The 24955-nt window shown below is 72.5% G+C and carries 24 protein-coding genes; 10 read left to right on the top strand and 14 right to left on the bottom strand.

Annotated elements, in window-relative coordinates; genetic code table 11:
* Positions 1-27: 27 nt before the first annotated feature.
* Positions 28-684 (bottom strand): HAD family hydrolase, encoded by a 657-nt coding sequence (locus QFZ75_RS31620; protein WP_307542362.1) that lies wholly within the window; start codon positions 682-684, stop codon positions 28-30.
* A gap of 69 nt (positions 685-753) precedes the next feature.
* Here QFZ75_RS31620 and QFZ75_RS31615 point away from each other — a divergent pair, with 69 nt between their 5' ends.
* Together QFZ75_RS31615 and QFZ75_RS31610 are read left to right on the top strand one after the other, a co-directional pair.
* Positions 754-1113 (top strand): hypothetical protein, encoded by a 360-nt coding sequence (locus QFZ75_RS31615; protein WP_307542360.1) that lies wholly within the window; start codon positions 754-756, stop codon positions 1111-1113.
* 1 nt (position 1114) lies between these two features.
* Positions 1115-1549 (top strand): hypothetical protein, encoded by a 435-nt coding sequence (locus tag QFZ75_RS31610; RefSeq protein ID WP_307542359.1) that lies wholly within the window; start codon positions 1115-1117, stop codon positions 1547-1549.
* 10 nt (positions 1550-1559) lie between these two features.
* On the opposite strand, the gene QFZ75_RS31605 is transcribed toward QFZ75_RS31610, so the two are convergent.
* From QFZ75_RS31605 to QFZ75_RS31595, 3 genes are all read right to left on the bottom strand, one after another.
* Positions 1560-2063 carry a GNAT family N-acetyltransferase gene (locus QFZ75_RS31605; protein WP_307542357.1) on the bottom strand — a complete coding sequence of 168 codons (504 nt, stop codon included), beginning with the start codon at positions 2061-2063 and terminating at the stop codon, positions 1560-1562.
* A 47-nt stretch (positions 2064-2110) separates the two neighbouring features.
* The gene (locus QFZ75_RS31600; RefSeq protein ID WP_307542355.1) at positions 2111-2617 is read right to left on the bottom strand and encodes an RNA polymerase sigma factor; all 507 of its coding nucleotides are present in this window, start codon (positions 2615-2617) and stop codon (positions 2111-2113) included.
* Positions 2618-2722: 105 nt separating this feature from the next.
* Complete coding sequence (locus QFZ75_RS31595; protein WP_307542353.1) at positions 2723-3898, bottom strand: glycerophosphodiester phosphodiesterase; 1176 nt, start codon at positions 3896-3898, stop codon at positions 2723-2725.
* Positions 3899-4285: 387 nt separating this feature from the next.
* On the opposite strand from QFZ75_RS31595, the gene QFZ75_RS31590 reads away from it, so the two are divergent.
* Positions 4286-4975, top strand: a complete 690-nt coding sequence (locus QFZ75_RS31590) for a 1-acyl-sn-glycerol-3-phosphate acyltransferase (RefSeq protein ID WP_307542351.1) — start codon at positions 4286-4288, stop codon at positions 4973-4975.
* Between the two features lie 77 nt (positions 4976-5052).
* Here the strand turns inward: QFZ75_RS31590 and QFZ75_RS31585 are convergent, their stop codons facing one another.
* From QFZ75_RS31585 to argH, 5 genes are all read right to left on the bottom strand, one after another.
* Complete coding sequence (locus tag QFZ75_RS31585; RefSeq protein ID WP_307542349.1) at positions 5053-6555, bottom strand: serine/threonine-protein kinase; 1503 nt, start codon at positions 6553-6555, stop codon at positions 5053-5055.
* 182 nt (positions 6556-6737) lie between these two features.
* Positions 6738-8273: an MFS transporter gene (locus tag QFZ75_RS31580; protein WP_307542348.1), complete on the bottom strand. Its 1536-nt coding sequence runs from the start codon at positions 8271-8273 to the stop codon at positions 6738-6740.
* A complete protein-coding gene (locus tag QFZ75_RS31575) occupies positions 8270-8821 on the bottom strand; it encodes a TetR/AcrR family transcriptional regulator (RefSeq protein WP_307542346.1) in 552 nt (183 codons plus the stop codon). Before QFZ75_RS31575 ends, QFZ75_RS31580 begins: the two co-directional genes overlap by 4 nt.
* A 155-nt stretch (positions 8822-8976) precedes the next feature.
* Positions 8977-9948, bottom strand: coding sequence for an aldo/keto reductase (locus QFZ75_RS31570; RefSeq protein ID WP_307542344.1), 972 nt, complete (start codon positions 9946-9948; stop codon positions 8977-8979).
* Positions 9949-10240: 292 nt separating this feature from the next.
* The gene (argH, locus tag QFZ75_RS31565) at positions 10241-11674 is read right to left on the bottom strand and encodes an argininosuccinate lyase (RefSeq protein ID WP_307542342.1); all 1434 of its coding nucleotides are present in this window, start codon (positions 11672-11674) and stop codon (positions 10241-10243) included.
* Positions 11675-11959: 285 nt separating this feature from the next.
* Between argH and QFZ75_RS31560 the strand changes: the two genes are divergently transcribed.
* From QFZ75_RS31560 to QFZ75_RS31535, 6 genes are all read left to right on the top strand, one after another.
* A complete protein-coding gene (locus QFZ75_RS31560) occupies positions 11960-12823 on the top strand; it encodes a hypothetical protein (RefSeq protein WP_307542340.1) in 864 nt (287 codons plus the stop codon).
* Between the two features lie 183 nt (positions 12824-13006).
* Entirely contained in the window at positions 13007-13594 is a 588-nt protein-coding gene (locus tag QFZ75_RS31555; RefSeq protein WP_307542338.1) for a pyridoxamine 5'-phosphate oxidase family protein, read from the top strand.
* A 3-nt stretch (positions 13595-13597) separates the two neighbouring features.
* Positions 13598-14311: a L,D-transpeptidase gene (locus tag QFZ75_RS31550; RefSeq protein WP_307542336.1), complete on the top strand. Its 714-nt coding sequence runs from the start codon at positions 13598-13600 to the stop codon at positions 14309-14311.
* A 201-nt stretch (positions 14312-14512) separates the two neighbouring features.
* Positions 14513-15841 (top strand): ferredoxin reductase family protein, encoded by a 1329-nt coding sequence (locus tag QFZ75_RS31545; protein WP_307544923.1) that lies wholly within the window; start codon positions 14513-14515, stop codon positions 15839-15841.
* Positions 15842-15860: 19 nt separating this feature from the next.
* Positions 15861-16706, top strand: coding sequence for an FMN-binding protein (locus tag QFZ75_RS31540; protein WP_307542334.1), 846 nt, complete (start codon positions 15861-15863; stop codon positions 16704-16706).
* A 91-nt stretch (positions 16707-16797) separates the two neighbouring features.
* Entirely contained in the window at positions 16798-17535 is a 738-nt protein-coding gene (locus QFZ75_RS31535; protein ID WP_307544922.1) for an FAD:protein FMN transferase, read from the top strand.
* A gap of 164 nt (positions 17536-17699) precedes the next feature.
* On the opposite strand, the gene QFZ75_RS31530 is transcribed toward QFZ75_RS31535, so the two are convergent.
* Genes QFZ75_RS31530 through argC form a run of 5 tightly spaced genes read right to left on the bottom strand, consistent with a single transcriptional unit; the run spans position 17700 to position 22583 of the window.
* Positions 17700-18245: an arginine repressor gene (locus tag QFZ75_RS31530; RefSeq protein ID WP_307542332.1), complete on the bottom strand. Its 546-nt coding sequence runs from the start codon at positions 18243-18245 to the stop codon at positions 17700-17702.
* Between the two features lie 18 nt (positions 18246-18263).
* Positions 18264-19478: an acetylornithine transaminase gene (locus QFZ75_RS31525; protein ID WP_307542330.1), complete on the bottom strand. Its 1215-nt coding sequence runs from the start codon at positions 19476-19478 to the stop codon at positions 18264-18266.
* A complete protein-coding gene (gene argB / locus QFZ75_RS31520; protein ID WP_307542328.1) occupies positions 19475-20383 on the bottom strand; it encodes an acetylglutamate kinase in 909 nt (302 codons plus the stop codon). The genes QFZ75_RS31525 and argB overlap by 4 nt, the downstream gene beginning before the upstream one ends.
* Complete coding sequence (gene argJ, locus QFZ75_RS31515; RefSeq protein ID WP_307542325.1) at positions 20380-21558, bottom strand: bifunctional glutamate N-acetyltransferase/amino-acid acetyltransferase ArgJ; 1179 nt, start codon at positions 21556-21558, stop codon at positions 20380-20382. The genes argB and argJ overlap by 4 nt, the downstream gene beginning before the upstream one ends.
* Positions 21555-22583, bottom strand: coding sequence for an N-acetyl-gamma-glutamyl-phosphate reductase (gene argC, locus QFZ75_RS31510; RefSeq protein WP_307542323.1), 1029 nt, complete (start codon positions 22581-22583; stop codon positions 21555-21557). Before argC ends, argJ begins: the two co-directional genes overlap by 4 nt.
* 388 nt (positions 22584-22971) lie before the next feature.
* Here argC and QFZ75_RS31505 point away from each other — a divergent pair, with 388 nt between their 5' ends.
* On the top strand, positions 22972-24885 hold the full coding sequence (locus tag QFZ75_RS31505; RefSeq protein WP_307542320.1) for a protein kinase: 1914 nt from the start codon (positions 22972-22974) through the stop codon (positions 24883-24885).
* Positions 24886-24955: the final 70 nt, after the last annotated feature.

The raw sequence follows: 24955 nt of genomic DNA, 5'->3' as shown, positions 1-24955 counted from the left end.
ACCGTTCGGCCCCTGTCCGGTCCCCGCTCATCCCTTGACGGAGATCTCCACGCCCGCGTCCGTGACCAGCACGGACACGGCCGAGAGGTCCTCGACCACGATGTCCGCGGCCGGCCCCGCCAGCTCGGCGGCCCGGTGGGTTGTGGTCAATGCCACGGTGGTCATGCCGGCCGCGCGGCCCGCCTGCAGTCCCGCGGGGGCGTCCTCGAAGACGACACAGCGGGCGGGGTCCGCGCCGAGCCGGCGGGCGGCGAGCAGGAACGGCTCGGGGTCGGGCTTGCCGCGCGTGATGTCGTCGGCGGCGATCAGGTTCCCGGGACGGATGCCGACCTCGCCCAGGCGGGCCTCCGCGAGGCGCCGCGTGGCGGAGGTGACGACGGCCCAGCGGTCGGCGGGCAGCGAGTCGAGGAGCGCGCCCGTCCCCGGCAGCAGGTGCACACCGCCGGCGACGTCCTCCACCTCGAGCTGCTCGATGCGGGCGACGGCTTCGGGGAGCCGGGCGGCGGGCAGCAGGTCGGCGGCTATCTCGGCGGCCGGGCGGCCGTGCAGTTCGACCCGGGCGAACTCCTCGGCGGTGATCCCGTACTCCGCGGCCCACCTGCTCCAGCACCGGTGCACCGACTCCAGGGAGGAGACGAGCGTTCCGTCGTTGTCGAACAGCAGGGCATCGGCTCGGATCTTCATGCACCCGACCCTACGGGGCACCCCGGGGGCGAGCGCATCAGGCCTTTTGGCCCGTAATAGGGTCGCGGCATGCTTGTTGCCCTGACGGTCGCGACCGCCGTCGCCGCGCTCGCGCTCGCCGCCTGGTGCGGCTGGGCCGCCCACCGGGACCAGCCGACGAAGGACTGGCACTTCATCGGCATGGCCGTGGTGACGCTGCTCGCGCTCGTCCAGCTCGTGGTGGGCGTCGTCCGGCTGGCGCGCGGCGAGAAGCCGGAGCAGGGCACGACGATCTTCGTGTCGTACCTCGTCGGTGCCTTCGCGTGCATCCCGGCGGCGGGTTTCATGTCGCTGGCGGAGCGCACCCGCTGGGGTTCGGTCACGGTCGCGGCGGGCGGCGTGGTCCTCGCCGTGCTGCAGGTACGGCTCCATGACATCTGGGGAGGCTGAGATGACGGTGCCCGCCGGGGAGAAGCCCCCGGAATCCGGACGGACGCGGCTCATCGGCGGTCCCGGCATGCTGCTGGTCTGGCTGTACGGCGTGATGGTCGTCGGTGCCGTGTCGCGCTCGGCCGTGCAGATCGCGACCGAGTTCGACAGGGCGCCGCTCGCCTACTCGCTGTCGGCCGTGGCCGGGCTCGTGTACGGGTTCATCACCTACTCGCTCGTACGGGGCGGCGAGCGGGCCCGCAGGGCGGCGCTGGTGTGCTGCGCCGCCGAGCTCGCGGGCGTCCTGATCGTGGGCACCTGGACCCTGGCCGACCCTTCCGCCTTCCCCGACGCGACGGTCTGGTCGGACTACGGCATGGGCTACCTGTTCATCCCGGTCCTGCTCCCGGTCACGGCCCTGTTCTGGCTGCGCAGGAGCAGGAGGACCGCCCCGTAGGGGCGCGGCGCTACGCGCTGGTCACGAAGGCGCCGGCGCCCACGCGCTTGGCGAGCGTCACCAGACTGAGCCGCTCGTCCACCCGCTCGGTCCCCACCGGTTCGTACCCGTGCTTGCGGTACAGCCGCAGGTTCCGCTCGCTGCGGTGCCCCGTGAACAGCCGGAAGCTCTTCGCCCCCGCGTCGGCCGTGAGCCGTGCCTCGATGGCGTCGAGGAGCCGCCCGCCCAGCCCGTGCCGCTGCATTCGCGGGTGCACGATCAGCTTGTCGATCCGGGCCGTGCCGTCCGCGTCCACGGCACCGCGCACCGAGGCCACCACCTCGTCGCCGAGCCGGGCCACCAGGACCGTGCCGCCCGCGAGCTCCGCCTTGAGGGAGTCCAGCGGCTGGGTGAGGGGCTCGATGCTGTAGTCGCCGTACAGCGCGGCCTCGCTCTGGTAGCAGAGGAACTGCAGTTTGAGGATCTGTTCGGCGTCTCGTTCGGTCGCCGCCGAGATGGTCACGCTCATGCCCATGTGTGCATGCCTCCCGCTCACCTGATTCCGCCGGTTGTCCCTCACTCCTATCCCCGCCGTTCACTCGTCGCAACCTCCGACGTGAGCATTCGGCGCAGACATCCCAGGCATCTGGAACGTTCCGGACCGAGACTGCCCTGTGAGATACCCAACTCCCCCGCGATCTCCCGGTAGGTGAGGTCCTCGGGGGACAGCAGGGCCGCCATGAGGCGCGGGCAGCGGCCCGGCAGCCGTCGTACGGCGGCGTGCAGGGCCCGGCGCCGGGCGGCGCCGAGTGCCAGTTGCTCGGGCCCGGGTCTGCCGTCGTCCGCGGGCTCGGACGCGTACGGCCGTTCGATGCGCGCGGTGCGTCCGGCGCGGCGCGCCTCGGAGCGGACGGCGCCGCGCAGCCAGGCGGCCGGGTCGGCGGGCGGGCCGTCCGTGCCGAGGCGTTCCAGGAGCCGCACCCAGACGGCCTGCTCGAGGTCGCCGGGCTCGGTCCCGGAGGCGTACGCCTCGGCCGAGGCCTCGGCGGCGAGCAGGGGGCGCAGCGTGGCAACCATGTCGTGGGTCATGTGCGGCACGACGCGGCCGCCCCGGCGCGAGGTTGCCGGGGCGGCCGTTCGTCACTCCAACCGGGGTCGGGGGTCCGGCTGTTGACGCGCGGTGCGCGGACGGGTTCAGCCCCTGAGGAACTCCTCGCGGGCCAGCACGCCGGTGTCCGGGTTGTCGGTGAAGACGCCGTCGATGCCGGTCGCGAAGTACGCCTTGAAGGCGCCGAAGGCGTCGCCGTAGGCGTCCGGGTCGGTGCCCTTGCGGAAGTTCGCGGGCAGGAAGGGGTTCTCGTTGCGCATCGTGTACGGGTGCAGGATCAGGCCCGCCGCGTGCGCGTCCCGGACGAGGGTGGTCGGGGTGGTGAGGTTGCCGCTCGCGTCCCTCGGGACGACCAGGTCGAGGGTCGGTCCGATGCCCTGCGCGTACGAGGCGATCTGCTTGAGGCCGGCCGGCTTCACCAGGTCGGCGACCGTACGGGGGTCGCCCGTCTCCACGAAGTCCCAGGGGCGGGTGTTCGCGGCGGACAGGAGCACCACGAGCGGGTTGTCCACCAGCTTGTTCAGGCGCTCCACGCTGGTCGGCTCGAAGGACTGGAGGATGACGGGCGAGTTCCTCTCGTCCAGGCCGTGCCTGCGCAGCACCTTGACGACCCGCTCCTCCAGGCCGAGGCCCAGCTTGCGGAAGTAGGTGGGGTGCTTGAGCTCGGGATAGATCCAGACCTGCTTGCCGCGCCTGCGGCTCTGCTCGTCCCGCCAGCGCAGCACCTCCTCGAAGGTGGGGATCTCGAAGTGGCCGTCGTAGAGCGTGTTGTGCGGGCGGTTGGCCGGGATGCGCTCCTTCGCGCGGAGGGTCTTCAGTTCGGCGAGCGTGAAGTCCTCCGTGAACCAGCCGGTCGTGGAGACGCCGTCGAGGAGCTTGGTGACCTTGCGGTCCGCGAACTCGGGGTGCGCGGCGACGTCGGTCGTGCCGCCGATCTCGGGCTCGTGGCGGCAGACGAGATGGCCGTCCCTGGTCGGTACGAGGTCGCCGGCCTCGACGATGTGCGCGCCCATGTCGAGGGCGAGCTGGTACGAGGCGAGCGTGTGCTCCGGGCGGTAGCCGCTGGCGCCGCGGTGGCCGACGATCGTGGGCTTCGGCAGGCTCTTGTAGCCGCCGCCGTGGTTCTCACCGGCTCTCGCGACGCCGGGCAGTCCGAGGACGGCTCCGCCGGCGCCGAGTACCGCGGCTCCGAGCAGCGCGCGTCGTCCCGGGGTGATCCCGTTCAGACCTTCGTTCGATCCCTGTGTCCCCTGCGTGCCCATGAACGCTCCTCCGCATACTGCCCTGCACCTGTCAAAGCGGGACCGATCGTAGGCGGGGGCGGGTGACGGGTGGGAGACCTTGGACGGAACACGTGGGTGAGGGTGGGTGTCGCGCGGGGTCGGGGAGTCGGCGAAGCAGCCGCCTCACGGAGGCGCGGGACCCGCGCGGCCCGTCCCACCGGGCCGCGGACGGCGTCGGACCAGGCCCGGCCGGGCCTGCGCGTGCGCCCTTCGTCACAACCGCTCCCCGTGCGTGACACCCGTGTGACACCACGGCATCACAGGTGGACGGGGGTCAACATTGGGTATCCGCTCGGTGAACCCGATGTGCGAGACCCCCGCGCCCGCGAGTATCGTCCTCACCTGCAGAGACTTATCATCCACCCCTTGACACCGGAGGGCCCGTTGTCCCGCTTCGCGCTCATCAAGGCAGTGCTCGGACCGATCATGCGCCTGATGTTCCGCCCACGGGTGGAGGGTGCGGAGCGCATCCCGGGCACGGGCCCGGTCATCCTGGCCGGCAACCATCTCACGTTCATCGACTCGATGATCATGCCGCTCTTCTGCGACCGGCAGGTCTTCTTCATCGGCAAGGACGAGTACGTCACCGGCAAGGGTCTCAAGGGACGGCTGATGGCCTGGTTCTTCACCGGCTGCGGCATGATCCCGGTCGACCGGGACGGCGGCCGCGGCGGTGTCGCGGCCCTGATGACGGGCCGTCGGGTGCTGGAGGAGGGCAAGGTCTTCAGCATCTACCCCGAGGGCACCCGCTCCCCCGACGGCCGGCTCTACCGCGGCCGCACCGGTATCGCCCGGCTGGCGATGATGACCGGCGCGCCCGTGGTCCCGTTCGCCATCATCGGCACGGACAAGATCCAGCCCGGCGGCTCCGGGTTCCCCCGCCCCGGGCGGGTCACCGTCCGCTTCGGCGAGGCCATGGAGTTCTCCCGGTACGAGGGCATGGACCGCGACCGGTACGTGCTGCGGGCCGTGACGGACTCGGTGATGGCCGAGGTCATGCGGCTGTCCGGGCAGGAGTACGTGGACATGTACGCCACGAAGGCCAAGGCCGCGTAACTCCGTGAACCCGCGAGCCCCGGGGACGTCCCCGGGGCTCGCGGGTTCACCGGTTCGCCGGCCGTGACGGCGGCCGGTCAGTCCTGCGTGACGGTCTTCCCGGGCCTCCCCCGCTGCGCCTTCTCCGCGGCCTTCTCCGCCTTTTCCGCGGCTTTCTCCGCTCTCTTCTCGGCCTTCTCCGCCTGCTTCACCTGACCCGGCGGCCCGGACGGATACGCGGTGGCCGCGCCCTCCTGGGTCGCCGCGGTGAGCGCGTCCGTGTCGCTCGGTGCGGGTTCCGCCGTCGCCGTCGCCCCGCCGACCGACCGGGGGCTCGCGCTGCGGGGACCGGGCCGCACGCCCTGTCCCGCGTCGCCGGAGAGGGTCCCGGCGGGGGCGCCGTGGTCCGCGGGTGACGCGGCGGAGGACGCCGCCTCCTCCTCCCCCGCGCCGCCGCCATCGGCGGAGTCCGTCTTCGCCGAGGGGGAATGAGTGGTCCGCGTCGCGTTCCGGTCACCGCCCTGTGGTGCGGAGTTGTCGGTGACGGCGAACGCGGTCGCCACGACGACGGCGAGTGCCGCGGTCGCGCCGGCCACGAGGGTGCGGCCCCGCGCGGGCACGGTGCGGCCGGCGGTCCGGTCCGTGGGGACCGACGGCTTCACATGCGTGCGGTCGGCCGTCTGCGACGGTCCGTGCGGGCCGCGCGGTCCATGCGGTTCCTGAGGAGCGACGAGGCTCGTGGCGGGCTCCGGGGGGACGGTCTCGAAGCGGACGGCACCGGCCAGCGCCGTCAGTGTCCGCGCGCACTCGTGGGCCGTCGGGCGGGTCCGCTCGTCCAGCGCCGTCATGTCCCTCAGCAGGACGGACAGGGGCTCCGGCAGGGAGGACGGGATCACGGGCCGGCGGTGCAGCCGGGCGATCGCGGCCTCCAGGGGGCCGCCGTCGTACTCGAGTCTGCCGGTGAGGCATTCCAGCAGCACCAGGCCGAGGGCGTAGACGTCGGCGGGCCGCCCCACGGGCCGGCCGAGAACCTGCTCGGGAGAGAGGTAGGCGGCGGTACCGACGAGCGTGCCGGTGACGGTGCGGGTGGTGGCGTCGAGCAGCCGGGAGATGCCGAAGTCGGTCAGGTAGGGGCGGCGGGAACCGTCCAGGAGGATGTTGGACGGCTTGACGTCCCGGTGGACGATCCCCCCGTCGTGCGCGTGAGCCAGCGCCCGGGAGAGATCGGCACCGACCGCGGCGGTCGCTCCGGGCGACAGCGGACCCTCGGCGACGAGGTTCCTCAGTGTGGTTCCCTCGACGAGCTGCATGACCAGGAAGGCACGCCCGTCGTGCTGGCCGGCGTCGTAGGCGGTGACGAGGCCGGGGTGGTCCAGCCGGGCCAGCATCATGGCTTCGCCGTGCAGGGTCTCCTCGCTGTCGAAGCCGGTGCCGGCCCGGAAGACCTTGACCGCCACCGGCCGTTTCAACCGCAGGTCGAAACCCCGGTGGACGTCCGCGGCACCGCCCGAGCCGAGGAGACCGTCCAGCCGGTAGCGCCCGCCCAGTATCTCGGCGGAGATCCGGGAAGCCCTGCCCTGGACCGACTCGCGAAACCTCATTCCCACTCCCACTGCATCAAGGGACGACTGCCCCTGGCGAGCCGGGACCGATACGCCGCGGAGGCGGGTACCCAGGAAGATCGGGAATACCCCACGCCGCGGAGCGGGACGGACCGGCCCGGAAGGGCCCGGCCGGGCCGGGAGCCACCCGGCCCGGCACCTTCCGCCGTGAGTTCCGGGGACTACAGCTTCCGGCCCCTCAGGAGCACCCACGCCGCCGCCGACGCGGCCAGCAGGACCACCGCGCCCAGGCCCGCCGCCAGGGCGACGCCGTCGACGAAGGCGGTGCGGGCCGCGTCCAGGAGGGGCTCGGGGGCGGACAGCGCCGAGGACGCCTCCACCGCTCCGCCGAGGGACTCGTGGGCCGCGTCGGCGATGTCGGACGGGGTGCCCGCGGGTGCCGTGAAGCCCGCGTAGACGCCCGTGACGACCGAGCCCAGCAGCGCGATGCCGAGGGCGGCCCCCAGCTCGTACGCCGTCTCGGAGACCGCGGACGCGGCGCCCGCCTGCTCCTTGGGCACGCTGGAGAGGATCACGTCGGCGGTCACGGTGAAGGAGAGGCCCGCGCCGACGCCCACGACCAGCAGGGCCGCGCCGAGCAGCGGGTAGCCGGTGGAGCGGTCCAGCACGGTCAGCGCGCCCAGGGCGAGCCCGATCGCGGCCAGACCGCCCGACACGACGGCACGCACCGAGTACCGGCGGGCGACCGTTCCGGCGACCAGGCCGGCCGCCACCGCGCCCACCGCCGCGGGCAGTTCGGCGAGCCCGGCCTCCAACGGTCCGCGCCCCTGCACGAGCTGCAGGTACTGGGAGAGGAAGAAGACCACGCCCGCCAGACCGAGGATGGTCAGCAGGTCGGCCAGCACCGCGCCGGAGAAGCCGCGGTCGCGGAACAGCCGCATGTTCAGCAGCGGCACGGGCAGCGTGAGCTGGCGGCGCACGAATCCGTACAGCGCGGCCGCGCCGAGCAGGGCCACCGCGCCCGCCGTCACGCCGGGCCCGTGCGAGGCGGTCTCCTTGACGCCGTACACGATGCCGACCATGCCGACCAGGGAGAGCGTCACGCTGACGAGGTCCCAGGGGCCGGGCTCGGGGTTGCGGGACTCGGGCAGCAGTTTCACGCCGACCACGACGAGGACCGCCATCACGGGCAGGTTGATCAGGAAGACCGAGCCCCACCAGAAGTGTTCGAGCAGGAAGCCGCCGACCACGGGACCGACCGCGGTGCCGGCCGAGGCGGTGGCGCCCCAGATACCGATGGCGAGGCTGCGTTCGCGCGGGTCGTGGAAGAGGTTGCGGATCAGCGCCAGGGTGGCGGGCATCAGCGTGGCACCGGCGACACCGAGCAGTGCCCGCGCCACGATCATCAGCTCGGGCGTGGTCGCGTAGGCGTTGAGCACGGATATCAGTCCGAACGCCACCGAGCCGATGAGCAGCAGCTTCTTACGGCCCACCCGGTCGCCGAGGCTGCCCATGGAGACGAGCAGGCCGGCGATGACGAACGAGTAGACGTCCCCGATCCACAGCAGCTGCGTACCGGAGGGCTTCAGGTCCTCGCTGATGTACGGGGTCGCCAGACCGAGGACGGTCGCGTCGACGGCCACCAGGAGCACGGCCAGCACGAGGACGGACAGCGCGAGCCAGCGGCCCGGCCGCCTCTCCGCCTCCGTCTTTCGCCCCGGTTCCGCCTCGAACGCCGGCCGCACCGTGCTGGTCATGATTCCTCTCTCCGTAGTGCGCCGCCGAGCAGCAGCTCGACGATCATGTACTGGAAGTCCTTGGCCGCCACCCGGCCCTCGCTCACGGCCCACGCCCCCGAGGCGAAGAGTCCGTAGAGGGCCTCGGTGAGCCAGGCCGGGGTCAGGTCGATACGGAACTCGCCGCCCTGCTGGCCGCGCCGGAACAGCGCGGCGACGCGGGCGTCGATCCGGGCCCAGCCCGCGTTCGGCTCCCCGTCCTCGAAGAGCTGGTTCTCGGTGTAGAGGAAGGCGAGCAGTCCGGCGGCGGCCTCGAACTCGCGCACGAGACGGCGTACGGCCTCGCGGGCGGTGCCGTCGTCCAGCCGGGCCGCGTCCAGCGCGGCCTCGCACTCCTGGATGCCGAGCTCTTCGAGCGCCCGCACGAGGACGTCACGGCCGGCGAACTGACGGTGCAGCGTCGCCCGGCTGATCCCGGCCGCCTTGGCGACCTCGTCCATGGTCGCGGTGGACCGGCGCGTCAGCAGGGCGGCCGCACTGCGCAGTACGTGTTCACGATCGACAGCCATGAGACGAGGGTAAGCCATATGAGACAGTAATGTCTCACTGGGGGCATGTGAAGCTCACCGGCGGCGGGTCGATGCAGCCTTCGCGACGTCGGGGCCGGGAGTCGGGAGTCGGGAGTCGGGAGTCGGGGGCGGAGCTTGCGGTCAGTGACTCATGGCTAGTGCCAGGGCAGCTGCCCGCGTCGTGCCCAGTACGCTCCCGGCTCCTCGGCCAGTGCGTCGAGTGCGGCCGTCCGGGCGTCGTCGAGGTCGACCACCGCCGCGTGCAGGTTGGACGCGAGCTGGGCGGCGGTGGCGGCGCCGGACAGGACGACGCCCGCCCAGGGCCGACGCAGGACGAAGGCTAGGGCGACCGCGTCGGCGCCGAGGCCCGCCTCCTCGGCGAGGGCGCGTACGGGGGCCGGGGCGTGCGCACCGGCGAGCCGGCCGTTCGCCATGCCCTCCTTGACGATCACGGTGAGTCCGGCGTCGTGCGCCTCGGCGAGCGCGGGCCCCGCGGAGGTTTCCAGGACGTTGTACGTGGCCTGGACGGTCCGGAAGAGGGGTTCGCCGCCCACCGTCACGGCGAGCGCGGCACGGATCGCGTCGGCCTGGGCGGGGCCGCTGGTGGAGAAGCCGACGGTCAGGCCCCGCGCGGCCGCCTCGGCCAGTTCGGCGTGCAGTTCCTTGTCGGTGAGAGCCGGGCTCTCGGGGGTCACCGAGTGGATCTGGTAGAGGTCGAGCCGGTCGCCGAGCAGTGCGGCGCTCTCGGCGCGCTGCCTCTCGTACGTGGCGAGGCTGTGGTCCTTGACCTCGTGGGTCTCGGCGTCGGTGCGCCAGTCGGCGGTGTAGGTGTAGCCCCACTTGCTGCCGACGACGATGTCGTCGACGCCGGGGCGGGCCTTCAGCCAGTCGGCCAGGAACTCCTCCGAACGGCCGTACGAGCGGGCGGCGTCGAAGTAGCGCACGCCCTGGGCGTAGGCGGCGTCGAGGAGTTCGTGGGTGCGGGTGCGCAGCGCTTCGACGCTGCGGTCCTCTCCGAGGTCGCGGTCCCGGCCGAGGTTGAGGTAGCCGGGGCGGCCGACCGCGGCGAGGCCGAGGCCCAGGTGGCAGGTGGGGGTCGTCGCTGTCGCCAGTCGGGCGAAGGGCATCGTGGGCTCCGTCGGTCGGCTGCGGTGTGGCTCCGCCCAACGTATCCCGACGGCCTGCGGTGCGGCGGGGGCCGGCCGGTTCGGCCGGTTCGGCCGGCTCGGGTCGTACGGTGCGTCGGCGGGTGCGGGTGCGGGTGCGTCGTGGCTTGTCGCGCAGTTCCCCGCGCCCCTGAAAGACGGGGCTGCGCCCCGGTCTTTCGCCCCTGAGGGGGCGCGGGGAACTGCGCGGTCAGCCGTGGCGGGAGCCGCCGCCTGCGATCGGCCGCGGCCCCGTCCCCCCGGCGGCGCGGCCCTACCGCTTGGTCTTCGCCGTCGACCACGCCCGCTGCGCCGCCACGTCCGACGTGACCTCGGCCAGCTGGACGGCGACCGCGCTGGGCGCCGTGCCGCCGCGGGCGTCGCGGGAGGCGAGCGCCCCGGGCACGTTCAGGACCGACCGCACCTCGGGCGTGAGGTGCACGGAGATCTTCGCGAACTGCTCGTCGGTGAGCCCGTCGAGCTCCACCCCGTCCGCCTCGGCGGCCTTCACGCACTCGCCCGCGACCTCGTGCGCGACCCGGAACGGCACCCCCTGCTTGACCAGCCACTCGGCGATGTCGGTGGCGAGCGAGAACCCGGCCGGGGCCAGCTCCTCCATGCGCTCGCGGTGGACGGTCAGCGTGGCCATCATCCCGGTGAAGGCCGGCAGCAGGACCTCCAGCTGGTCGCAGGAGTCGAAGACCGGCTCCTTGTCCTCCTGGAGGTCGCGGTTGTAGGCGAGGGGCAGCGCCTTGAGCGTCGCCATCAGACCGGTGAGGTTGCCGATCAGGCGCCCGCTCTTGCCGCGCGCCAGCTCCGCGATGTCCGGGTTCTTCTTCTGCGGCATGATCGACGAGCCGGTGGAGAAGGCATCGTGGAGGGTGACGAAGGAGAACTCCTTCGTGTTCCAGATGATGACCTCCTCGGCGATCCGGGAGAGGTTGACACCGATCATCGCGGTGATGAAGGCGAACTCGGCGGCGAAGTCGCGGGAGGCCGTGCCGTCGATGGAGTTGCCGACGCTGCCGTGCTCGAAGCCGAGGTCCTTGGCGACCGCCTCCGGGTCCAGACCGAGGCTGCTGCCCGCGAGCGCACCGGAGCCGTACGGCGACACCGCGGTCCGCTCGTCCCACTGCCGCAGGCGCTCGGCGTCCCGGGAGAGGGCCTGCGCGTGGGCCAGCACGTGGTGGGCGAACAGCACGGGCTGGGCGTGCTGGAGATGGGTGCGGCCGGGCATCGCGACGTCCGGGTGCGCCTCGGCGAGGCCGATGAGCGCGCCCTGGAGCTCGGCGATCAGGCCGCCGATGATCCGGGCGTGGTCGCGCAGGTACATCCGGAAGAGCGTCGCCACCTGGTCGTTGCGCGAGCGGCCGGCCCGCAGCTTGCCGCCGAGGTCCGGGCCGAGCTGCTCCAGCAGACCGCGCTCCAGGGCGGTGTGGACGTCCTCGTCGGCCACGGTGCCGACGAAGGAGCCGTCCGCGACGGCGGCCTCCAGCCGGTCGAGGCCCGCGAGCATACGGGTCAGCTCGTCGTCGTCGAGGAGGTGCGCCTTGTGCAGCACGCGCGCGTGGGCCCGTGAACCGGCGATGTCGTAGGGGGCCAGCCGCCAGTCGAAGTGGACGGACGCGGACAGCTTCGCCAGGGCCTCGGCGGGACCGTCGGCGAACCGGCCGCCCCAGAGCCGTACGTCACCGCTGTTGCTGCTCACTGGCTGCACTCCTCAGAACTGGTGGAAAGAGGGCGCCCCGACAGGGGCGCGGGGAACTGCGCGGTCAGCCCACGACGGCCCGCGCGGGGCCGTCTGCCGGACCTCGGCGCAGCACACTCACTGCTATGCATGATTATGCAAACCTTCGCATGATTCGTCAATCCAGCAGACCCCGGCGAGGAAATCCCGCCCCCCGTTGAACACGAGAAACCGCTTACCCGTATTCCACCGCGAACGCCGGCGCCGCGTCTGTACACCCACCCCTGACCCAAGTGAGGCATCCCCATGTCCAGGGCTCTTCCGAAGTACAACAAGCGCCGCGTGGCGATCATCGGCGGTGTCGCCGCGGTGGCGCTGTCCGGAGCGGTGATCGCAGGTTCCGCCCTCGCCGGGGAGACGTCCGACGACAACGACGGGACGACGGCCTCACCGGGCACGATCAACTGCCCCGCGGTACAGGGCAGCCTGCCGGCGGTCCCCGCCTCCGCGCAGGCCGAGGTCACCAGGAACCTCGCCCTGCTGGACACCCAGATCGCCGAGGCCGACAAACGACTCGTCGACACCGTCGGCCAGGGCGGACCCAACTTCGTACAGAACGCCATCCTCGGCCCCCTCGAAGACAAGCGCATCGCCGTACTCAACCGCATCGAGACCGCCATCGGCCGCACCGCCGACAAGCCCGAAGGCCTCGAAGAACTCGCGCCCTGCACGCTGAACGCCGACGGCGCGGCCGGGGCGGGCGAGGAGGCCGGGGCGGAACCGGCCGAGGGCGCCACGGAAGAGGCCGGCGCGGGCGACGCCGGTGACGGAGAAGACGCCGGCGGAGCCGAGGACGCGGGCGGCGACGCGGGCGCCGTCGGCACCGTCAGCTGCCCCGAGGTCGAGTCGAGCCTGCCGGCGATCCCCGCCTCCGCGCAGGCCGAGGTCACCAGGAACCTCGCCCTGCTGGACACCCAGATCGCCGAGGCCGACAAACGACTCGTCGACACCGTCGGCCAGGGCGGACCCAACTTCGTACAGAACGCCATCCTCGGCCCCCTCGAGGACAAGCGCATCGCCGTACTCAACCGCATCGAGACCGCCATCGGCCGCACCGCCGACAAGCCCGAAGGCCTCGAAGAACTCGCGCCCTGCACGCTGAACCAGTGACCGTGACGTTGTGACGCCGTGATCAGTACCCGGTGATCCCCCCCCCACGGGCGCTCCGCTCACGCCGGCCGGGGCGAACGGGACCCGCGGGCCACCCCAGGCCCGCGGGTCCCGGCGCCCACCGGGAACACCCGGCCAGAAATACTTAGACAGGCGAAAGACTTTCGGTGATAATCACCGGACATGGGAAAGACCTACGCACGCATAGACGGCCGCCTGCGCGAGTTCATCGAGGCGCAGCCCCTCTTCTTCACCGCCACCGCGCCCCTGTCGGGCGACGGCACGATCAATCTTTCGCCCAAGGGACTGACCGGTTCGTTCGCGGTCCTCGACGACCTCACCGTCGCCTACCTGGACTTCGCCGGCAGCAACGCCGAGACGATCGCGCACCTGCGGGAGAACGGCCGGATCACCCTGATGTGGTGCGCCTTCCAGGGTCCGCCGAACATCGTCCGCGTCCACGGCCGGGGCGAGGCCGTCTTCCGTGACGACCCCCGGTTCGGGGAACTCCTCGCGCACTTCCCGGACATCGACCCGTACCCGCACGGCCTGCGGGCGGTCGTCGTGGTGCGGGCCGACCTCGTCCGGGACACCTGCGGTTACGCCGTGCCCTTCATGTCGTACGACGAGGACCGCGACCTGCACGCCAAGCGCTTCGCGCGCGAGGACGACGTCTCGCTGAACGCGTACTTCGAGAAGAAGGACCACGTGGGGACCAGCCTGGACGGCCTGCCCGGGCTGCCGTTGCCGCTGCCGCCCCGTAGCGTCTGAGGCATGCGCCCCGGAGCCGCCGTCCTCGCGTCCGTGTCCCTCCTTCCGTCCCTCCTCCTGACGGCCGCCGCCCCGGCTCCGGGCGAACGGCCCCCGCTGCCGGAACGGATGGCCGACACGGGCGGTGGCAGCCTGCTCATCACCGCCGTGGCCCCCCGGACCTCCTCGACCACCGGCACGGTCACCTGGTGGAGCCGTCGTGACGGACGCTGGGCGCGGGCCGGTTCCGCGCCCGCGCGCTTCGGCGCCGGGGGACTCGTGGAGGGCGGCTCCCGCGAGCAGGGCACGAACACCACCCCCACGGGCCTGTACGGCCTGCCGTACGCCTTCGGCATCGAGCCGGCGCCCCGGGGGACGACCATGCCGTACCGCCGGGTGCGGCAGACCTCCTGGTGGTGCCAGGACAACGCCTCCCGCTCCTACAACCGGTGGACCGACCCGCGTCCGGCCGACTGCCGCGCCGCCGAGTCCGAGCACCTGATCGCGTACGGCACGCAGTACGCGTACGCGCTCGTCGTCGGCTTCAACTACGAGCGGCCGGTACGGGGCCGGGGCGCGGGCATCTTCCTGCACGTCGACGGGCCCGGGGCGACGGCCGGCTGCGTCTCCGTGCCCCGGGACGCCATGCGGCGCATCCTGGACTGGGCCGAGCCGGGCCGCGCTCCGCACATCGCCGTCGGGACGGACGGCGGGCCGACCGCGATCACCCGCTACTGACCCGCGCGCGGTCCCGCGAGGGGCTCGGGCCCACGTCGGGTTACCGCCGGTCGCAGCAGATCACGGCTCGTCCGGCGACCCGTTGAACACACGGCCGTCCCGGGACGTACCAGTGGGCCAAGGGGCCACTCCCTTCCCAGCGTCCCCCACGGAGGAACCGTGAGCACGATCGCCGGCGGTCGCGCCGCGCGGCGCCAGACGATGCGCCGCATCCGCCCCCGCCGCTCCCCCGCCATCCCGTTGCTGATCGCCGTGTGGGCGGGCGCGGCGGGAGTCGTCTGGCTCTGGTGGAGCAACACGCCGGCCATCGCGGACGACAAGGGCCGGATCCTGAACGCGGGCCGGATCACCGGTCTGCTGGCCGGATACCTGATGGCCCTGGTGGTCCTGCAGATGGCCCGGGTGCCCGCGCTGGAGCGCCGGGTCGGCTCGGACCGGGTCGCCCGGTGGCACGCCATGAGCGGCCGTTACACGCTCTGCCTGGTGCTGGCCCACATCGGACTGACGATGTACGGCTACGCCCTCCAGGCGAACACGGGGGTCGTCCAGCAGACCGTCGACTCGGTCACCACCCTGCCCGACATGGGCAAGGCGGCCGTCGGCGCGGGCCTGCTGCTGTTCATCGGCCTCATCTCGGTGGGCGCGCTGCGCAGGAGGATCCCGTACGACACCTGGTACCACATCCACCTGCTCACGTACGCGGCCGTGTACCTGTCGTTCTGGCACCAGCTGTCCACCGGCAACGACTTCGCCGTCGAGCCCGCCGCGACGACGGCCTGGTACGCGCTCTACGGGACCGTGACCGCGCTGGCGCTCTGGTACCGGGTGATCACGCCGGTCCGGCTGAACCTGCGCCACCGGATGCGGGTCGAGGAGGTCGTCGAGGAGGCGCCCGGCATCGTCTCCGTGCTGATCAGCGGAGAGCGGCTGCACCGGATCGGCGCCGAGCCGGGGCAGTTCTTCCGCTGGCGGTTCCTGGCACCGGGCATGCGGCTCAGCTCGCACCCGTACTCCCTGTCGGCCGCGCCCCGCCCCGGGCTGCTGCGCATCACCGTCAAGGCGCTGGGCGACCACAGCACCGCGCTGAAGGGGCTGAAGCGGGGCACGCGGGTGTGGGCCGAGGGCCCGTACGGGGCGATGACCGCCTCCCGGCGCAGCCGCGGCAAGGTGCTGCTGATGGCGGGGGGCGTGGGCATCACCCCGATGCGCGCGCTGTTCGAGACGCTGCCGGCGGAGCGGGGCGACCTGACACTGCTGTACCGGGCCAACAGCACCCAGGACCTGGCGCTGTGGGACGAGCTGTCGGCCATCGCCGACGAGCGCGGGGCCCGGCTGATGTACGCGGTGAACAGCCCCGACGGGGAACGCCCCGACATCAACCCGGACACGCTGCGCCAGAAGCTGCCCGACATCGACGAGCACGACGTGTTCCTGTGCGGGCCGCCCGGCTTCGCCGAGGGCGCGTACTCCGCACTGCGTGGCGCCGGCGTTCCCGCCCGCCGCATCCACCACGAGTCCTTCGAGCTGTGAGAAACGGGAGTCCGGACCGATGAAGAAGAGCCACCCTCTGCGCCGCGTCGTGCTGGCCGGTGCCGCCACGGTGTCCGGGATCGTCCTGCTGCTGGCGCTGAAGCCCGCGTCGGACCCGGCGGCGGCGTCCGCCGGCGGCGTGCCGCAGCAACAGCAGTCGGTCGCTCCGCAGGGCTCCGGAGGCGCGCAGGCCGCCGCGGGCGACCAGGCCCGGACCCTCACCGGTGACGTCGTCAAGACCGACTACGGCAACGTCCAGGTACGCATCACCGTGGCCGGCGGGAAGATCACCTCGGCCGCCGCCGTGCAGGCCCCCACCGGCGGGCGCTCCACCACGGTCAGTACCGACGCGGTGCCGAAGCTCAACAAGGCCGCGATCACGGCCGGCAGCGCCGACATCGACGCCGTCTCCGGCGCCACCTACACCAGCGGCGGCTACAAGAAGTCCCTCCAGTCGGCACTGGACCAGGCCGGCGCCCCCGGCGACGGCGCGGCCGACGCGAGCGGTACGGGCGGTACGGGCGGCGGCAGCGGGTCGGACAGCGGCAGCGGTGCGGGGGACGCGAGCGGGTCGGGGGCGGGCGCCGCGCAGGCGAAGACCGTCACCGGCAAGGCCGTCACGACCGACTACGGCCCCGTGCAGGTACGGGTCACCGTGACCGGCGGGAAGATCACCGAGGCGGAGGCCGTGCAGCAGCCCAAGGGCGGTCGCAGCGACCAGATCAGCGGTGACGCGGTGCCGAAGCTGAACGCGGCGGCGGTCGCGGCAGGCAGCGCCGACATCGACGCCGTCTCCGGCGCCACCTACACCAGCGGCGGCTACAAGGAGTCCCTGCAGTCGGCCCTGGACCAGGCCGGTGGCTGAACCCACCGGGCCGTCCGGACCCGCTGAACCCACCGACTCCGCCGGCCCCGCCGGATCCGGGCCGCCCGCGGTGCGTCACGCGGAGGAGGTGATGGGCACGGTCTTCTCCTTCGACGTCCGAGGAGGCGAACCGGGTCCCGTACAGGCCGCGTTGGCGGAGGCGGTCGCCGAACTCCACGTGGTGGACGCGGTGTTCAGCACCTACCGCGAGGACAGCCAGATCTCCCGGCTGGCCCGCGGCCTGCTCACCGTGGAGGAGTGCGACCCGGAGGTCGCCGAGGTGCTCGAACTGTGCGCCGAGGCCGAGCGGTTGAGCGACGGCTGGTTCAGTTCGCGGTATGCGGGCGGCGTCGACCCCACCGGCATCGTGAAGGGCTGGTCCGTCGAGCGCGCCGCCGAGCGGCTGGTCGGGGCCGGGGCGACCGGGGTGAGCGTGAACGGCGGCGGCGACGTGCAGATGTTCGGTGTGCCGGGGCCGCACCGGCCCTGGCGGGTCGGCGTGTCCGACCCGCTGCGCCCGGGCGCTCTGGCCGCCGTGGTCTCCGCGGCCGGCGCCGACCGGCTCGCCGTGGCCACGTCGGGCTCCGCCGAACGGGGTACGCACATCATGGATCCGCGCACGGGCCACACCGCGGTCACGGACCTGGTCGCGGTGACCGTCGTCGGCCCCCGGATCACCTGGGCGGACGCGTGGGCGACGGCGGCCTTCGCGATGGGCTCCCGGCAGGCCCTCGCCTGGCTGGAGTCCCTCCCGGACACGGAGGCCCTGCTCATCACGGCGGGCGACGAGGTCAGGTGGACGGGGGGTCTGGCCGACCGGCTGGGCTGAGCCGGGTCTCGTCCTCGGGTGCGGGTACGTCGTGGCCGGTCGCGCAGTTCCCCGCGCCCCTGAAAGACGGGGCTGCGCCCCGGTCTTTCGCCCTTGAGGGGCGCGGGGAACTGCGCGAGCAACCCCCACGTACCCGCACCCGGAAAAGGGACCCGCACCCCACCTCAGTGGTGGTGGTTCTGGGCCAGCCGCAGCAAGTGGTCCGCCAGGGCCTGCCCACCCGTGGGATCCCGGCTGATCAGCAGCAGCGTGTCGTCGCCCGCGATCGTCCCCAGGATGTCCTGCAACTCCGCCTGGTCGATGGCCGAGGCGAGGAACTGGGCGGCCCCCGGCGGCGTCCGCAGGACCACCAGGTTCGCCGAAGCCTCCGCGGAGATCAGGAGCTCCGAGGACAGCCGCCGCATCCGCTCCTCCTTGGCCGACTCCCCCAGCGGGACCCGGGGCGTCCGGAAACCCCCTTCGCTGGGCACCGCGTAGATGAGGTCGCCGTCGTTGTTGCGGATCTTCACCGCGTTCAGCTCGTCCAGGTCCCTGGAGAGCGTCGCCTGCGTGACGTTCAGCCCGTCGTCGCCGAGGAGCTTCGCCAGCTGGCTCTGCGAACGCACCGGCTGCCGGTTGAGGATGTCCACGATCCGGCGGTGGCGTGCGGTGCGGGTCTGCGGGACGGCGGGTCCCGCGTGGTCGTGGTCGTGCTCCTGCGCCTGGCTCATCGTCGTCTCATTCCCCGGTCACTCCCCGGTCCGTCCGTGCCCGTCGGTCGCCCCGCCGGTCACCGCGTCGAGGACACCGGGCAGGGCCCGGAGGAACGTGTCCACCTCGTCCGCGCCGATGTTGAGGGGCGGCATCAGCCGTACGACATCGGGGGCGGGCGCGTTCACCAGGAGACCGGCGTCCTGAGCCGCCTGTTGCACGCGGGGCGCGAGCGGCTCGGTGAGCACGATACCCAGGAGGAGGCCCGCGCCCCGGACATGGTCGACCAGCGGGTGGCCGAGCGATTCGACGCCCTCCCGGAGCCTCTCGCCGGACCGCTTCACGTTCTCCAGCAGGCCCTCGCCCTCGATGGTGTCGAGGACCGCGAGTCCGGCGGCGCAGGCGACGGGGTTGCCGCCGAACGTCGTGCCGTGGTGCCCGGGCCCGAGCAACCGGGCCGCGCGCCCGAAGGCGACGGTCGCGCCGAGCGGCAGGCCGCCGCCGAGGCCCTTGGCCAGCGTGACGACGTCCGGCAGGACGCCCTCGTGCGCCTGGTACTCGAACCAGTGACCGGTCCGGCCGACCCCGGTCTGCACCTCGTCCAGGACGAGGAGGCTGCCGGTGGCGGCGGTGATGGCACGGGCCGCCTTGAGGTAGCCGGGGGGCGGCACGACCACGCCGTTCTCGCCCTGGACCGGCTCGATGACGACCAGCGCGGTGTCCTCGGTGACGGCGGCGGCCAGCGCCTGCGGGTCCCCGTACGGCACGTGCGTGACGTCGCCGGGCAGCGGCAGGAACGGGTCCCGCTTGCCCGGCTGGCCGGTGAGCGCGAGGGCGCCCATGGTGCGGCCGTGGAAGCCGCCGTCGGTCGCCACCATGTGGGCGCGGCCGGTCAGCCGGCCGATCTTGAAGGCGCCCTCGTTGGCCTCGGCGCCCGAGTTGCAGAAGTAGACGCGGCCCTCCCGCCCGAAGAGCTGGAGCAGCCGCTCGGCGAGCGCGACGGGCGGTTCGGCGACGAAGAGGTTGGAGACGTGGCCGAGGGAGGCGATCTGGCGGCTGACGGCCTCGACGATCGCCGGGTGGGCGTGGCCGAGCGCGTTGACCGCGATCCCGCCGACGAAGTCCAGGTACTCGGTGCCGTCGGCGTCCCACAGTCTGGTGCCGGCGCCGCGGACGAGCGGCAGCCGCGGGGTGCCGTAGTTGTCCATGAGCGCGCCCTGCCAGCGCCGGGTGAGTTCCTCGTTGGCGGTCATGCGTCAGCGTCCCCCTCCGCATCGGGCACGACCATCGTGCCGATGCCCTCGTCGGTGAAGATCTCCAGCAGGATCGAGTGCTGGACCCGGCCGTCGATCACGCGGGCGGTGTTCACCCCGTTGCGCACGGCGTGCAGACAGCCCTCCATCTTGGGCACCATGCCGCTGGCCAGCTCGGGCAGCAGCTTCTCCAGCTCCTTCGCGGTGAGCCGGCTGATGACCTCGTCGGAGTTGGGCCAGTCCTCGTAGAGGCCCTCGACGTCGGTGAGGACCATCAGGGTCTCGGCGCCCAGCGCCGCAGCGAGTGCCGCAGCCGCCGTATCAGCATTGACGTTGTAGACATGTCCGTCGTCCTGGCTACGGGCGATCGAGGAGACGACCGGGATGCGGCCGTCGGCGAGCAGTGCCTCGATCGCGCCCGTGTCGATCGCGGTGATCTCGCCCACCCGTCCGATGTCGACGAACTCGCCGTCGATCCGCGGCTGGTGCTTGGTGGCGGTGATGGTGTGCGCGTCCTCGCCGGTGAGTCCCACGGCGAGCGGACCGTGCTGGTTGAGCAGCCCGACGAGTTCACGCTGGACCTGCCCGGCGAGCACCATGCGTACGACGTCCATGGCGTCCTCGGTGGTAACCCGCAGGCCCGCCTTGAACTCGCTGACGATGCCGTACCGGTCCAGGGCCGCGCTGATCTGCGGGCCGCCGCCGTGCACGACGACGGGCTTGAGGCCGGCCTGGCGCAGGAAGACGACGTCCTGTGCGAAGGCGGCCTTCAGGTCCTCGTCGATCATGGCGTTGCCGCCGAACTTGACGACGACCGTCTTCCCGTTGTGCCGGGTCAGCCAGGGCAGCGCCTCGATGAGGATCTGGGCCTTGGGCAGTGCGGTGTGCTTGCGCGTGGTGCTCATGAGGAGTACGCGCTGTTCTCGTGCACGTAGTCCGCGGTGAGGTCGTTGGTCCAGATGGTGGCGGTCTCGTCGCCGGCGGCGAGGTCGGCGACGATGTGGACCTCCCGGTAGCGCATGTCGACCGTGTCGCGGTCCTCGCCCACAGAACCGTTCTTGCAGACCCAGACGCCGTTGATGGCGACGTTCAGCAGGTCGGGCTCGAAGGCGGCGGACGTGGTGCCGATGGCGGAGAGCACGCGGCCCCAGTTGGGGTCCTCGCCGTGGATGGCGCACTTGAGGAGGTTGTTGCGGGCGATGGAGCGGCCGACCTCGACGGCGTCGTCCTCGCTGGCCGCGTTCACGACCTCGATCCTGATGTCCTTGCCGGCGCCCTCGGCGTCCCGGATCAGCTGCTGGCCGAGGTCGTCGCAGACGGACCGTACGGCCTCGGCGAACTCCGCGTACTCGGGGGTGACCTGCGAGGCGCCGGAGGCGAGCAGCAGCACGGTGTCGTTCGTCGACATGCAGCCGTCGGAGTCGACGCGGTCGAAGGTGACCCTGGTGGCCGCCCGCAGCGCCTTGTCGAGGGTGTCGCTGTCGACGTCGGCGTCCGTGGTGAGGACGACCAGCATGGTGGCGAGGCCGGGGGCGAGCATGCCCGCGCCCTTGGCCATGCCGCCGACGGTCCAGCCGTCGCCCTGGGCGACCGCGGTCTTGTGGACGGTGTCGGTGGTCTTGATGGCGATGGCGGCCTTCTCGCCGCCGTGCGGGCCGAGCTGGGCGACGGCCTTGTCGATGCCCGGCAGCAGCTTGTCCATCGGCAGGAGGATGCCGATGAGGCCCGTGGAGCAGACGGCGATCCCGCCCGGGGAGTGACCGCCCGTGTCGTCGAGGCCGGCGCTGTTGAGGGAGTCGGCGACCTTCTCCGCGGTGGCGTGGGTGTCCTGGAAGCCCTTCGGACCCGTACAGGCGTTGGCGCCACCGGAGTTGAGGACGACGGCGGTCAGCTCGCCGCCCTTCAGGACCTGCTCCGACCACAGCACCGGTGCGGCCTTCACCCGGTTGGAGGTGAAGACGCCCGCGGCGGCGAGGCGGGGCCCGTTGTTGACCACGAGGGCCAGGTCCGGGTTGCCGTTCTGTTTGATCCCGGCGGCGACGCCGGCCGCCGTGAACCCCTTGGCTGCCGTGACACTCACGGTGCGACTCCGATCGTGGAAAGCCCGGTGGCCTCGTCGAGCCCGAGGGCGATGTTCATGCTCTGGACGGCACCGCCCGCGGTGCCCTTGGTCAGGTTGTCGATGGCGCTGATCGCGATGATGCGCCCCGCGGCGGCGTCGTACGCGACCTGCACCTGAACGGCGTTGGAACCGTGGACGGACGCGGTCGCCGGCCACTGGCCCTCGGGCAGCAGGTGGACGAACGGTTCGTCGGCGTAGGCCTTCTCGTAGGCGGCCCGCACGGCCTGCGCGGTGGTGCCGGGCTTCGCCCTGGCGCTGCAGGTGGCGAGGATGCCGCGGGACATCGGGGCGAGGGTCGGGGTGAAGGACACGGTGACGGGTCCGTCCGCGACCGCGCCGAGGTTCTGGATCATCTCGGGGGTGTGCCGATGGCCGCCGCCGACGCCGTACGGGGACATGGAGCCCATGACCTCGCTGCCGAGCAGATGCGTCTTGGGGGACTTGCCGGCGCCGGACGTGCCGGACGCGGCGACGACGACGGCCTCGTTCTCGGCGAGGCCGGCCGTGTAGGCGGGGACCAGCGCCAGCGTGACGGCCGTCGGGTAGCAGCCGGGCACCGCGATGCGCCTGGACCCCTCCAGCGCGGTACGGGCACCCGGCAGTTCGGGGAGGCCGTAGGGCCAGGTCCCGGCGTGCGCCGAGCCGTAGAACCGCTCCCAGTCGGCCGGGTCCTTGAGCCGGAAGTCGGCGCCCATGTCGACGACGAGGACGTCCGGGCCGAGCTGCTCCGCGACGGCGGCGGACTGCCCGTGGGGCAGGGCGAGGAAGACGACGTCGTGTCCGGCGAGGACCTCCGCGGTGGTCTCCTCCAGCACGCGGCCGGCCAGCGGCAGCAGGTGCGGCTGCAGGGCGCCGAGCCGCTGTCCGGCGTTGGAGTTGCCGGTCAGGGCACCGATCTCGACCTCGGGGTGCACCAGGAGCAGGCGCAGCAGTTCCCCGCCCGCATACCCGCTCGCTCCGGCCACCGCCGCACGTACCACCATGGAACCCTCCTCCTAGAGAGCATGACTATACGTATCGTTGCACGTTTATGCAATCTTTCACCGGTCGAGCACCCGCCCGGGCCCGGCGCCCGACCCTGGCGCCCGGCCCCATGATCGTATGATTCATGGGCACTCACGGTACGGACAAGACCACACCCGGTGCACGTGTATGCACCCACGTCCAACTGGAGCCGGAGCCAAGGGCAGTGGGGTGCGAGCGCGGTATTCTTCGTTCTCGGGGCGGACCGAGGGAACCCACACCGGCACCGGAACCGTCATCCCGCCGCGGAGAGTCCTGGACACGAGACCCGTCACCACGGACGCCTGAGTCTCGACTGCCTGGAAGGCGCGTGAGGTGCACCCGTTGCAGAATTCCGACCCGACGAACATGGGTCGCTACCGACTGATCGGCCGGCTCGGTTCCGGCGGCATGGGGAGCGTCTACCTCGGCCGGACCCCCGGGGGCCGGCCCGCCGCGGTCAAGGTCATCAACGCCCATCTCCAGCACGACCCGGCGGCGCTGCAGCGCTTCCGCCGCGAGGTGGAGACGCTGGGCACCGTCCGCAACGCGTTCACGGCGGCGCTCATCGACGCCGAGGTGGACACCCCGCCGTTCTGGATGGCGACCGAGTACGTGCCCGGCCCGACCCTGGCCGACGCGGTCGGGGCCTCGGGGCCCTTCCCGGTCGACCTCGGCCGCGCCGTGCTGGCCGCGCTGGCCGAAGGGCTCGCCGACGTCCATGTGCACGGGGTGCTGCACCGCGACATCAAGCCGCAGAACGTCATCCTCTCGGCCACCGGCCCCCAGCTCATCGACTTCGGGATCGCCCGCAGCGACGAGATGGCGAACATCACGCAGGTGGGCACCGCCATCGGCACCCCCGGCTTCATGGCCCCGGAGACCCTCACCCGCGGCGAGGCCGGACCGCCGTCCGACGTGTTCGCACTCGGCGTGACCATGGCCTACTGCCTCACCGGCCGTGCCCCGTACGGCCAGGGCCCCCTGGCCACCGTCTCCTACCGCACCGTCCACGAGGAGATGGACCTCGACGGGGTTCCCGCCGAGATGGCCGAACTGATCGCCCTGTGCGGGCACAAGGACCCGGCGCGGCGTCCCGAACCGCAGCGCATCGTGGAACTCTGCGACAGCGAGACCGACATCGTGCGGCATCCGGCCTACCAGCGGATCATCGCCCTGGCCTCCGCCTCGGACACGGCGGCCGCCTCCCCCACCGTGCAGGCTCCGCCCGCGCCGGCCACACCCGTACCGGCCGCGCCCGTGTCACCGCACGCGCCCACCAGGGTCGGCGTCACCACGCCTGCCCCGTCCGGAGCACCCACCACCCCGGCGCCGGCCCCGGCGACCGCTGTGCAGACCCGGTACATGCCGTCCCCGCCGCAGGACGGCCCGCCCGCCGCGCCCGCGCACGGCACGGGACCGGTCTGGCGCCGCCGCAAGCCGCTCGTCGCCGCCGGCGCCGTGGCCGCCGTCGCCGTCGTGGCGGCCACGGTGCTCGCCCTGCAGGGTTCCGGATCGGACGCCGAGGCCAAGAGCCCGCAGTCGTCCGCGAGCCGCAACGCCTCCGACCGGGGCGCGGGCAAGAAGCCGGCGGCGGAGGGGCGCCTGCCGCAGTCGCTGACGGTCAAGGCCCCGCGGACCCTGGAGGCGGGCCAGTCCCTCGAGGCCGCGCACGTGAAACTGACCATGCTGGACAGCGGCGGTCTCGCCGCCTCCGACGAGAACGGCAGACAGGTCTGGGCGTCCGGCACCTCCGGCGAGAACTACAAGGCGGTGTTCCAGGAGGACGGCAACCTCGTCGTCCAGGACGCCGGCGGAAAGACGGTCTGGGCCACCAACACGCAGTCCCGGGAAGCAGGAGCGGTCCTCGAACTGCGCGCCGACGGCGTCGTCGCCGTGGCGAGGAACGGCACGGACCTCTTCCGGACCAGCCCGGACCCCGCGCTCCCCCAGACGCTGACGGTCCAGCCGCGGCGGACCCTGCAGGCCGGTGAGTTCCTGCAGGCCGCGCACGGGAAACTGCTCATGCAGGAGGACGGCAACCTCGTCTCCTACGACGAGGACAACCAGCCCGTCTGGGCGTCGCGCACCTCCGGCGAGAACTACAAGGCGGTGTTCCAGGAGGACGGCAACCTCGTCGTCTACACCGCCGACGACAAGCCGGTGTGGGCCACCAACACGGGATACCCCGAGGGAGGCGCCGTCCTGGAGATCCGTGCCGACGGCGCCTTCGCCGTCACGAAGGACGGCCGGGACCTCTTCCTGAGCAGCAAGGCGGGCTGACCGGTCCTGCCGCCGCGGCGGGCCGGCCGCGGACCGTCGGCACGAGTCCGTGCCGGCGGTGATGATCCAA

The organism is Streptomyces sp. V3I8 (genome assembly GCF_030817535.1).
Lineage (GTDB): Bacteria > Actinomycetota > Actinomycetes > Streptomycetales > Streptomycetaceae > Streptomyces.
The sequence above is the reverse complement of the archived record's forward strand: the minus strand, read 5'-3'. Positions and strand labels throughout refer to the sequence as shown.

Coding starts and splice junctions, on each gene's coding strand:
- QFZ75_RS31620 (WP_307542362.1), bottom strand. CDS start 684: ATGAAGATCCGAGCCGATGCCCTGCTGTTCGACAACGACGGAACGCTC.
- QFZ75_RS31615 (WP_307542360.1), top strand. CDS start 754: ATGCTTGTTGCCCTGACGGTCGCGACCGCCGTCGCCGCGCTCGCGCTC.
- QFZ75_RS31610 (WP_307542359.1), top strand. CDS start 1,115: ATGACGGTGCCCGCCGGGGAGAAGCCCCCGGAATCCGGACGGACGCGG.
- QFZ75_RS31605 (WP_307542357.1), bottom strand. CDS start 2,063: ATGGGCATGAGCGTGACCATCTCGGCGGCGACCGAACGAGACGCCGAA.
- QFZ75_RS31600 (WP_307542355.1), bottom strand. CDS start 2,617: ATGACCCACGACATGGTTGCCACGCTGCGCCCCCTGCTCGCCGCCGAG.
- QFZ75_RS31595 (WP_307542353.1), bottom strand. CDS start 3,898: ATGGGCACGCAGGGGACACAGGGATCGAACGAAGGTCTGAACGGGATC.
- QFZ75_RS31585 (WP_307542349.1), bottom strand. CDS start 6,555: ATGAGGTTTCGCGAGTCGGTCCAGGGCAGGGCTTCCCGGATCTCCGCC.
- QFZ75_RS31580 (WP_307542348.1), bottom strand. CDS start 8,273: ATGACCAGCACGGTGCGGCCGGCGTTCGAGGCGGAACCGGGGCGAAAG.
- QFZ75_RS31575 (WP_307542346.1), bottom strand. CDS start 8,821: ATGGCTGTCGATCGTGAACACGTACTGCGCAGTGCGGCCGCCCTGCTG.
- QFZ75_RS31570 (WP_307542344.1), bottom strand. CDS start 9,948: ATGCCCTTCGCCCGACTGGCGACAGCGACGACCCCCACCTGCCACCTG.
- QFZ75_RS31560 (WP_307542340.1), top strand. CDS start 11,960: ATGTCCAGGGCTCTTCCGAAGTACAACAAGCGCCGCGTGGCGATCATC.
- QFZ75_RS31555 (WP_307542338.1), top strand. CDS start 13,007: ATGGGAAAGACCTACGCACGCATAGACGGCCGCCTGCGCGAGTTCATC.
- QFZ75_RS31550 (WP_307542336.1), top strand. CDS start 13,598: ATGCGCCCCGGAGCCGCCGTCCTCGCGTCCGTGTCCCTCCTTCCGTCC.
- QFZ75_RS31545 (WP_307544923.1), top strand. CDS start 14,513: ATGCGCCGCATCCGCCCCCGCCGCTCCCCCGCCATCCCGTTGCTGATC.
- QFZ75_RS31540 (WP_307542334.1), top strand. CDS start 15,861: ATGAAGAAGAGCCACCCTCTGCGCCGCGTCGTGCTGGCCGGTGCCGCC.
- QFZ75_RS31535 (WP_307544922.1), top strand. CDS start 16,798: ATGGGCACGGTCTTCTCCTTCGACGTCCGAGGAGGCGAACCGGGTCCC.
- QFZ75_RS31530 (WP_307542332.1), bottom strand. CDS start 18,245: ATGAGCCAGGCGCAGGAGCACGACCACGACCACGCGGGACCCGCCGTC.
- QFZ75_RS31525 (WP_307542330.1), bottom strand. CDS start 19,478: ATGACCGCCAACGAGGAACTCACCCGGCGCTGGCAGGGCGCGCTCATG.
- argB (WP_307542328.1), bottom strand. CDS start 20,383: ATGAGCACCACGCGCAAGCACACCGCACTGCCCAAGGCCCAGATCCTC.
- argC (WP_307542323.1), bottom strand. CDS start 22,583: ATGGTGGTACGTGCGGCGGTGGCCGGAGCGAGCGGGTATGCGGGCGGG.
- QFZ75_RS31505 (WP_307542320.1), top strand. CDS start 22,972: ATGGGTCGCTACCGACTGATCGGCCGGCTCGGTTCCGGCGGCATGGGG.